We start from the raw sequence: 7,700 nt of genomic DNA on the forward strand, positions 1-7,700 counted from the left end.
ATGACCCGAAGAGCTGGGTCGCCGGAGTCTTGACAGAGAAACACTTCTTTCAAAAAGCTTTCTGCCTATAAATGCTTTACTTTCTTAACCATTAAAAAAGGCCTCTTTCTTTGAGGCCTTTCTTTCAGTGATTATTTCTGATTTGGTAAATCTGTTTTTTCAATTGCTTCAATATAACCCGTCTAGTGAGTATTCCCATAAACATTCCGTCTTCATCAACAACACAAAGGAAGTTCTGATTAATGAGAAGATCAAGTGCCCGCTGAAAACGTTCATTTATATTGATCAATGGAATATCGGTCTGCATAATTTCCTGGACTTTAATTTCCGGCAATTTTTCATATTCAATGTGGTCGAGGCCCAAAATGGACTCAGTGATGCGCTGCGTATTGATCAATCCCTGGAAACGGTATTTCATGTCCAATACAGGAATTGCTGAATATCCGGTCTTCGTAAGAACAAGCAATGCGTGTTCCGCGCTGTTGCCGAGTTGCACGTGCGCTACTTTTTCAGATGAAATAATGTAATCTTCTATTTGAGTTTCAAGAAAGTCTTTGCTTGGTAATGAAATCATGCACTCTACTCCTTTTGCATCAAAAAACTGATGCTAATCACTCCGACTTCATCATAACACATCACCAAATTTGAAACTATTCAAAAGAAAGCATCATTTACTCAAAAAGGAAATTTATTCAGCCATTGTCCACCGTCCAGTGTAACGATTTCCCCGTTCATATAAGAAGCCTTATCCGACATGATGAAGGCTGCAAGCTCGGCGACTTCCTCCGGTTTACCAAGGCGGCCAAGCGGAATCGACTCAAGTGTGCGTTTCGCCGCTTTTTCCGACTCCCATAATTTGTCGGCGCCGCCAGTCCGTTCAATCGGCCCCGGCGCAATGCCGTTTACACGGATGCCGAACTGTGTTCCCCATTCTACGGCAAGGGTCCGCGTCAGCGACATGACGCCCGCTTTTGCCGCTGCCGAATGGGCGACTCCAGCGCCGGCATTCCAGGCATATGTAGCAAGCATGTTCAAAATGTTTCCTTTTGTTTCATTTTCGATCCAATAATTGCCGACTGCATGTGAACAGAAGAATGTCCCATTCAACACAATGTCGACCACAGATTTCCAGCCGTTCGGCGATAATTTTTCCGCATGGACAATGAAGTTGCCGGCGGCGTTATTGACAAGCCCGTCAATGCGCCCGAACTTTTCGTGGGCGAATTTCACCATTGCTTTTGCATGTTCCGGTTCCCGCACATCCATCTGAAACACTTCGACATTGCCTTTCGTGTTCGCCATATTTTTAACCGCTTCATTCAATTTCTCCATATCTCGTCCCGTGATGATGACATTTGCTCCTTCTGACGCAAATTTTTCCGCCATATGATACCCCATACCACTGGATCCACCAGTTATGATCATTGTTTGGCCTTGAAACATTAATATTTCCTCCCTTGTCTTTCTTGGATTCCTTTTTATATTTACAAGCTGCTTCCTTTTTCTTGGAAAGCAGTGATAACTGGCATATCCACCCTACACATTGCAAGAAAATTTTGATATAATGAAGATGTTTTATTCAATAAAAAGATATTTGGAAAGGAATGAACTTATGCCGAACACCAGAACGGATTCTGAAATTGCCCAGGCAATCTTTACCGTCAACAGACATGCAAAGACCGCTTCAGACAATCAGTATTTATATGCTTTGAAAAAAGAAGCTTTAAATAAAATGATTCTCCAGGACCGCGCTCAGAAAATTGGGCTTCACTTCAGTAAAAACCCCCAAAAAAGTCAACAGCAATCTTCTGTCCTAGTAAAGTGCGGAGATTATTTTTTCCACATGCTTCCTAAGAAGGAAGATTTTGAGAACCTCGAACATCTGGGACACCTGGATGATACCTACCGTAATCCTGCAAGCCGGATGAATCTCCGGTCTGCGAAAGAAATTTTAAGCGAATTGACCGGTCTGCAGCCTGTACAAAAGGAAACCGCCGTTTTAAAGACTGCCAAATCCTACGAACCGCGGGAAATGAACAGATTTTATTCGCCTAAAAAATCATATTTTGATTAAATCATGAGAGCCGGGGATTAAACAGTCCCTGGCTTTTTCATATTATTTTCTTCATACTCCGCGATCAGCGCCTGTGTTCCCTTGTCCTGATAGCCTCTTTCCGCCAGGCTTTCAAAGAGCCGGAGCGATAACCGAAGAGCCGGAAGTTCCAGTCCCATCCCTTCCGCTTCTTCCGCAGCGATCCGCATATCTTTGATGAAATGCTTTATATAGAAGCCCGGTTCAAAATTGCGGGAAATCATTTTTGGAGCCAAATTCGACAACGACCAGGAACCTGCTGCCCCGGATGATATGGATATTAGAACCGATTCCGGATTCAGCCCTGCTTTTAAAGCATAGATCAGCGATTCGCATACTCCCATCATATTGGATGCGATGACAATCTGATTGCACATTTTTGTGTGCTGGCCAGAACCAGCCGGGCCCTGATAAACGATGTTTCCGCCGAACAGGTCCAGTAGAGGCTGCACTTGTTTGAACGTGCTTTCTTCCCCGCCGACCATTATGGACAATAAAGCGTTTCTGGCTCCGACGTCTCCACCGGACACGGGTGCATCCAAAGCACTCAAGCCGTTTTGCATGGCTGCTTCAGAAATGGCACGGGCAAGTTCCGGTTTGGACGTTGTTAAGTCGACCAGGACTGTGCCCGCTTTTGCATTGCTGATGAGCCCTTCATCGCCAAAATAGATTTCTTCCACGTCCTTTGGGTATCCGACCATCGTAAAGATGACTTCCGCATCCGCCGCAAGCAATTTGGGAGACTCCTTCCAGCTGGCCCCTGCTTCAAGCAAATTATCCGCTTTTGCAGCGGTCCTCGTATAAACAGAAACTTCATGTCCCGCATCAAGCAAATGCTTCACGAGACTGTTGCCCATTACGCCTGTACCAATAAAACCGACTTTCATATGTATCCCCCTTTTTCATGCTTAACATAAGTGTAGCAAAAATCTTCTGTATATTCACTGTTTTAAAAATAGACAAAAAAAGAAGCCGATCCATGTTTCAGGACCGACCACAAAAGGGGGAAATGAGAATGTTGCTGTGTTCTTTATTAGTATGCCCGCTTGCAAAACGGATTAAACATCTTTTCTAAAAAAAATTTCTTTTGCTGTTGTCAATTCCTGAAGAAAAGGAGCTGCTTCACTTCCAGCTATTTGGCCATCGCTGTATCTCACTTTATCGTAAGTTCTGAAAAATGCACCTGAAAATGGAAGTCCGATTCGCCCTGCCCATTCCCTTACAGTTTCATGAGGCATTCGGCCAAGTTCTGAATGGGCTGCCTGCGACTCGAAATCCCTGTAAGCTAAACGGAGCTCGTGGATATCGACAAAACTGTAATTTTGGCCTGATTCCATGACTCCTTCTTCAACCTTTTCATCGACTGACGTAAAGCGGCTGATTTCTGCAACAGGTGCTTCTTTCTTCTCTTGCGTTGTATCCGCTCTTATTTTTCGGATCAAAATAATCCCTGCAATCAGCAGGAGCACAACGACGATAGCGGTGCCGATCAGGTAATTGAATTCCAATGGTTCAGATGCTGGAAACAACGCTGCTTCAGTTGTTCCCGATCCAGCATTACCCAAACCCTCTACAGGGTCCGTTTTTTTCGAGACAAGAAATCCCAGACCCCAATTGAATATGCCTGCAAAAGGCCATAAGACTACAGCAATCAGCATTCCAAGAGCTTCACCGGCAAGGTATCGTGCTTCATCTGCCAGCAGATAGACGATTGCCGCAGCTCCGCCGGACAACAATGTAATACCCGCTCCAGCGGCAACTGCGTGTTTCAGCTTCGCACCATCTTGTCTGGCCAGCATATACTGAAACTGCAGACGTGATACCGTATAGAAAATGATGGCAGCCATCGACAGGCCCCAAATCAGATTATGCGGATCAGTGTCCCGATTGACGAGCGTAATAATCAATGCAAATGTCATCATCAACAGATAAATAGTGAGGAAAGCTCCTTCTCCGCTGCTGCTGTCTTTAATCTCTGAAAATCTCGCATGCAGCCTGTATACAGAAAGGATCGTCAATACCAGCACGATGCCGATATCCACGCCGACAGCCGCTGCAGCCAGCATGATTACAGCCCCAACAATCATTACGGGCGCTGGTTTATAAGGCTTTCTCCAGCTGATCAGTACAGCAGTAATTGCCGTCAAAAACGCTGAAAACATCCAGATCAAAGCGAGAGGAATTGAACTCCCGCCTTCTAAAAACAGGAGTACAAACGCAATCAGAAAAGCGTCAAGGACATAAGATGAAGCAGACGAAATTCTTGATGTCATGCCGTCACCCGCCCTTCCGCATTGCCTAAAATTTTCAATTCCGTTTTTCTGCTCCATTTCGGAATGAAGTTATTGATGCTTTCCATATCATCTGTCATCAGATAAGTTGTGTACGGCAGCTCCACATGAAGATCCAAATGGGCAAGCATCGATTTGAATGGCATCGTCGAGTTGTTCTTCGAGACTATTGAAATAAGTTCGAGAGCATTCTGTCTTTGCTTTTTCCCTTCACCGGCAGGCAAGTAGAGATAAGGTGTCTTTCCGGCTGAACGGACATTGATCGCCAGCGCGTACGGAACACCTTCTGCGAAACAGTTTTCAATATAGGAAGCGAGCTCTTCGATTCTTTCCTCCAGATTCGAAATCGACGAATACCGGTCAGCGACATTCAGCACAAAGAACATGGCTTCATTGGCCACATGGTTAAATACCTTCGTCTGGTAGGTCTGCATACGGGCGCTTGCTTTCCAGTGGATCTGATTGAATTGATCGGTCGACACATAGTCCCGTGTGCCAATAGGCTGGAACGGGTCTTCAAAAAGTGAATGGCGCAAATTGAACTGCCCCGGCTTTTGCTTGGACGGCGCATACCGAAACTGGAATTTGCGCAGCTTCGGGTAAACAAGCTGTTCCTGCAGAATCATCGGAGCGTATTCAAGCACCAGGAGGCCGGCGCCGAACGGATGCGGAACCGACAACTCCATTTTTTTGATGCGCGACAAGCCTCTTCTGTTGCCGGTAAGCGGGATTTTCAATGCGATTTTTTCCTTATAGCCAACTGTAAAAGGAATATCGATTTCAACGAGTTCCGTAAAATTGCCTGCTTCTTTGCCTGCAGGAAGCACCGTATCGATAAACCATACTTTCAGGTTTCCACCCCAGATCGACAGCCCTTTATTATCAAAGGTCATTTCCCATTCCGAGTCTCCCCCGTTTAACACCCGTTTCCTGCTTTTTATATTTTCAAAGTGCAGTTTGTTTCCGATCTTTTGGAAATAAAGCAATTGAAGCACAATGACCACCATAATGAAAGCAATCAATGCAGCTGCGGTAAATTGCAGCAGGGCGAAAAATGACACAAAAATCCCGAACAGGAAAGCAAAAGCCCATCTCATGTTTTTCATTCCGTAATCATGCCGGACCCATTCCATTTCAGTAGGCCTCGACCGGAGATTCAACAGATGCGGAAATTTCCCGCAGCAGCTTTTCAGGTTCGTGGACGAGCATTCCTTCGACTGTCAGAAGAAGTCGGTGGACAGCGACGGGCTCGAGTATGTATTTGACATCATCCGGCGTGACAAAATTACGGCCGTCCAAATATGCTTTGCCCTGCGCCGCGTGGACGAGAGCGAGAGCGGCACGGGAACTGAGTCCGAGTTCGATTGCCGGATGCTCACGTGTCGCGCGCGCAAGATTGAGGATATACCGTTCGATGTCTTCATGGACCGATACCTGCGCTGCAGCCTTTGACCACGCCCCAACGTCATCTATGGATACAATGCTCCGGATTTCTTTCTTATGTGATACATTCCCTCTGAAATTTTTCAGGATGCTCATTTCTTCATCATAATCCGGGTAGCCGATTTCCAGTCGGAACAGGAAACGGTCCAACTGGGCTGCAGGCAATGGAAATGTTCCCTGCTGTGATTCAACCGGGTTCTGAGTGGCAATGACCATGAACGGTTCCGGAAGCTGCAGTGTTTCGCCGTCAATCGTCGCCTGTTTTTCTTCCATCGATTCAAGCAGACTCGACTGGGTTCTCGGCGTTGCCCGGTTGATCTCATCAGCCAACAAAATATTCGTCATCACTGCTCCAGGACGCAATTCAAAGTCCTGGCTCTGTGGATTGAAGAAACGGATTCCCGTTACATCGGATGGCAGCACATCGGGTGTGAACTGCAGCCTGCGGAACAGGCCATTGAATGTACCGGCAAACGCTTTGGCCATCCATGTCTTGCCGGAACCCGGCACACTTTCAAGCAGGACATGCCCTTGCTGAATCAATGCAATCAGCATAAAGTCGATTTCCTTTTCGCGTCCAACCACCAATTCATTCAAATGTTCTTTTACTTCTGTCAAATTGCCCATTCATTACACCCCTTTGTATTTGTCAAAAATTATTTACTCGGCTGCTCTGTGTACTTGTATATGGTTGTTCCGTGATGAAAGGCTTCTCCCCTGAAATGCTTGAAGTCCTCCCGTTGTATCAGGACTGATCGGAAGTCCAGAAAATCTTCTTTTTCAACGGTGAGGGACTGGATTTCACCGGATTTTAAACGGTCTAACAATTCGTTGTAATCTGTCATTTCTTAATTCTCCTTTTGTATATTTTTCAGCGGCATAAGTCTGTTATAATACATATCGGAAACAGAGTTTGCATTTTAATTGCATAGTCTCTTCTTTCCATTATACCGTAAGCCTGCCGCAACAACATTACCAAATTTTTAAATAATCGGTAAAGTCTGTCTCTTTTAACTATAGGAGGATATCTTTATGCTTGGTTTCTTAACGAAACACAAACTTATTTATATGCTGCCCATTGCTTATGGGCTGTATAACCTGGCCTTCAGGGATCTGGCCATTTTCTGGTATATGTATACTTTTGCTATATTGATCCTTATGTCTGCCGCAATCATGTTCAGTGAGATCAAAGATGAGCTCCGCACCTGGCAGTCACTGGCCTATGGGCTCACGGCAGCGGCAGCCATGTATTTCATACTGTTTGCAGGATATCACCTGCTTCGACTGTTCGAAGTCGGAGCTGTCAGGCCGACAGCTGAATTTCTGTCCGTTTTCACTCCGGCTTCAGTCTGGCATTTTTTGTTATTAATGTTTATTGTAGTGCCCGGAGAGGAATTATTCTGGAGAGGTTTTGTTCAGCAGCAGCTGAAACAATATTTGCCTGTTCCACTTGCCATCGGAATCGGCTCCGTATTATTCGGCCTTACTCTTTGGCTGGCTGGCTTTTGGCCGGGAATTTTTGCCGGCATCACTGTGGGGATGATCTTAGGGTATCTTTATGAAAAGAAACGGAGCATACCCCTGCTCATTGTGGCCCATCTGCTGCTGATTCTGTTCATATTCATTATTTTTCCTTTTTAAAATTAATAATGAAACACTTTTCCATCTCATGCGTCTACTTTATAAAGGGAGTGAATTTTTATGAGTAAAAAATTATTTTTGGCCGCATCCATTTTAGCAGTCAGCAGTGCGCTGGCCGCCTGCGGGACAGATGAAGCATCTGAAAGCACGGAACAGGAAACAGGGATCGAAACTGAACAGCAGCAAAATGATACAGCAACTTCAGAAGAAAGTGCAGAAACTGAAGAAAGTAC

Annotated in this window: 9 protein-coding genes; 2 read left to right on the top strand and 7 right to left on the bottom strand. The window is 45.4% G+C overall.

The window, feature by feature from the left end:
• Nucleotides 1-124 precede the first annotated feature (124 nt).
• Nucleotides 125-574 (bottom strand): cyclic-di-AMP-binding protein CbpB, encoded by a 450-nt coding sequence (gene cbpB, locus KW93_RS04105; RefSeq protein ID WP_033541703.1) that lies wholly within the window; start codon nt 572-574, stop codon nt 125-127.
• Between the two features lie 101 nt (nt 575-675).
• The gene (gene fadH / locus KW93_RS04110) at nt 676-1,443 is read right to left on the bottom strand and encodes a 2,4-dienoyl-CoA reductase (RefSeq protein WP_033541704.1); all 768 of its coding nucleotides are present in this window, start codon (nt 1,441-1,443) and stop codon (nt 676-678) included.
• Nucleotides 1,444-1,612: 169 nt separating this feature from the next.
• Here fadH and KW93_RS04115 point away from each other — a divergent pair, with 169 nt between their 5' ends.
• Nucleotides 1,613-2,074 carry a YkyB family protein gene (locus KW93_RS04115; RefSeq protein ID WP_033541705.1) on the top strand — a complete coding sequence of 154 codons (462 nt, stop codon included), beginning with the start codon at nt 1,613-1,615 and terminating at the stop codon, nt 2,072-2,074.
• A gap of 17 nt (nt 2,075-2,091) precedes the next feature.
• Here KW93_RS04115 and KW93_RS04120 read toward each other — a convergent pair whose 3' ends face one another.
• The 5 genes from KW93_RS04120 to KW93_RS04140 all read right to left on the bottom strand — a co-directional run bounded on the left by KW93_RS04120 (nt 2,092) and on the right by KW93_RS04140 (nt 6,671).
• On the bottom strand, nt 2,092-2,979 hold the full coding sequence (locus tag KW93_RS04120; protein WP_033541706.1) for an NAD(P)-dependent oxidoreductase: 888 nt from the start codon (nt 2,977-2,979) through the stop codon (nt 2,092-2,094).
• Nucleotides 2,980-3,150: 171 nt separating this feature from the next.
• Nucleotides 3,151-4,365, bottom strand: coding sequence for a DUF4129 domain-containing protein (locus tag KW93_RS04125; protein WP_033541707.1), 1,215 nt, complete (start codon nt 4,363-4,365; stop codon nt 3,151-3,153).
• Entirely contained in the window at nt 4,362-5,516 is a 1,155-nt protein-coding gene (locus KW93_RS04130) for a DUF58 domain-containing protein (protein WP_033541708.1), read from the bottom strand. The genes KW93_RS04125 and KW93_RS04130 overlap by 4 nt, the downstream gene beginning before the upstream one ends.
• A 1-nt stretch (nt 5,517) precedes the next feature.
• The gene (locus tag KW93_RS04135; protein ID WP_033541709.1) at nt 5,518-6,453 is read right to left on the bottom strand and encodes an AAA family ATPase; all 936 of its coding nucleotides are present in this window, start codon (nt 6,451-6,453) and stop codon (nt 5,518-5,520) included.
• Nucleotides 6,454-6,482: 29 nt separating this feature from the next.
• Nucleotides 6,483-6,671 (bottom strand): hypothetical protein, encoded by a 189-nt coding sequence (locus KW93_RS04140; RefSeq protein WP_033541710.1) that lies wholly within the window; start codon nt 6,669-6,671, stop codon nt 6,483-6,485.
• A gap of 187 nt (nt 6,672-6,858) precedes the next feature.
• On the opposite strand from KW93_RS04140, the gene KW93_RS04145 reads away from it, so the two are divergent.
• Nucleotides 6,859-7,467: a CPBP family intramembrane glutamic endopeptidase gene (locus tag KW93_RS04145; RefSeq protein WP_033541711.1), complete on the top strand. Its 609-nt coding sequence runs from the start codon at nt 6,859-6,861 to the stop codon at nt 7,465-7,467.
• Nucleotides 7,468-7,700: the final 233 nt, after the last annotated feature.

Source organism: Planococcus sp. CAU13 (assembly GCF_000775575.1).
Lineage (GTDB): Bacteria > Bacillota > Bacilli > Bacillales_A > Planococcaceae > Planococcus.

Bases quoted from the DNA above. Each gene is read 5' to 3' on its own strand.
- KW93_RS04145 (WP_033541711.1), top strand. From the start codon at position 6,859: ATGCTTGGTTTCTTAACGAAACACAAACTTATTTATATGCTGCCCATT.
- KW93_RS04115 (WP_033541705.1), top strand. From the start codon at position 1,613: ATGCCGAACACCAGAACGGATTCTGAAATTGCCCAGGCAATCTTTACC.
- fadH (WP_033541704.1), bottom strand. From the start codon at position 1,443: ATGTTTCAAGGCCAAACAATGATCATAACTGGTGGATCCAGTGGTATG.
- KW93_RS04125 (WP_033541707.1), bottom strand. From the start codon at position 4,365: ATGACATCAAGAATTTCGTCTGCTTCATCTTATGTCCTTGACGCTTTT.
- KW93_RS04120 (WP_033541706.1), bottom strand. From the start codon at position 2,979: ATGAAAGTCGGTTTTATTGGTACAGGCGTAATGGGCAACAGTCTCGTG.
- KW93_RS04140 (WP_033541710.1), bottom strand. From the start codon at position 6,671: ATGACAGATTACAACGAATTGTTAGACCGTTTAAAATCCGGTGAAATC.
- KW93_RS04135 (WP_033541709.1), bottom strand. From the start codon at position 6,453: ATGGGCAATTTGACAGAAGTAAAAGAACATTTGAATGAATTGGTGGTT.
- KW93_RS04130 (WP_033541708.1), bottom strand. From the start codon at position 5,516: ATGGAATGGGTCCGGCATGATTACGGAATGAAAAACATGAGATGGGCT.
- cbpB (WP_033541703.1), bottom strand. From the start codon at position 574: ATGATTTCATTACCAAGCAAAGACTTTCTTGAAACTCAAATAGAAGAT.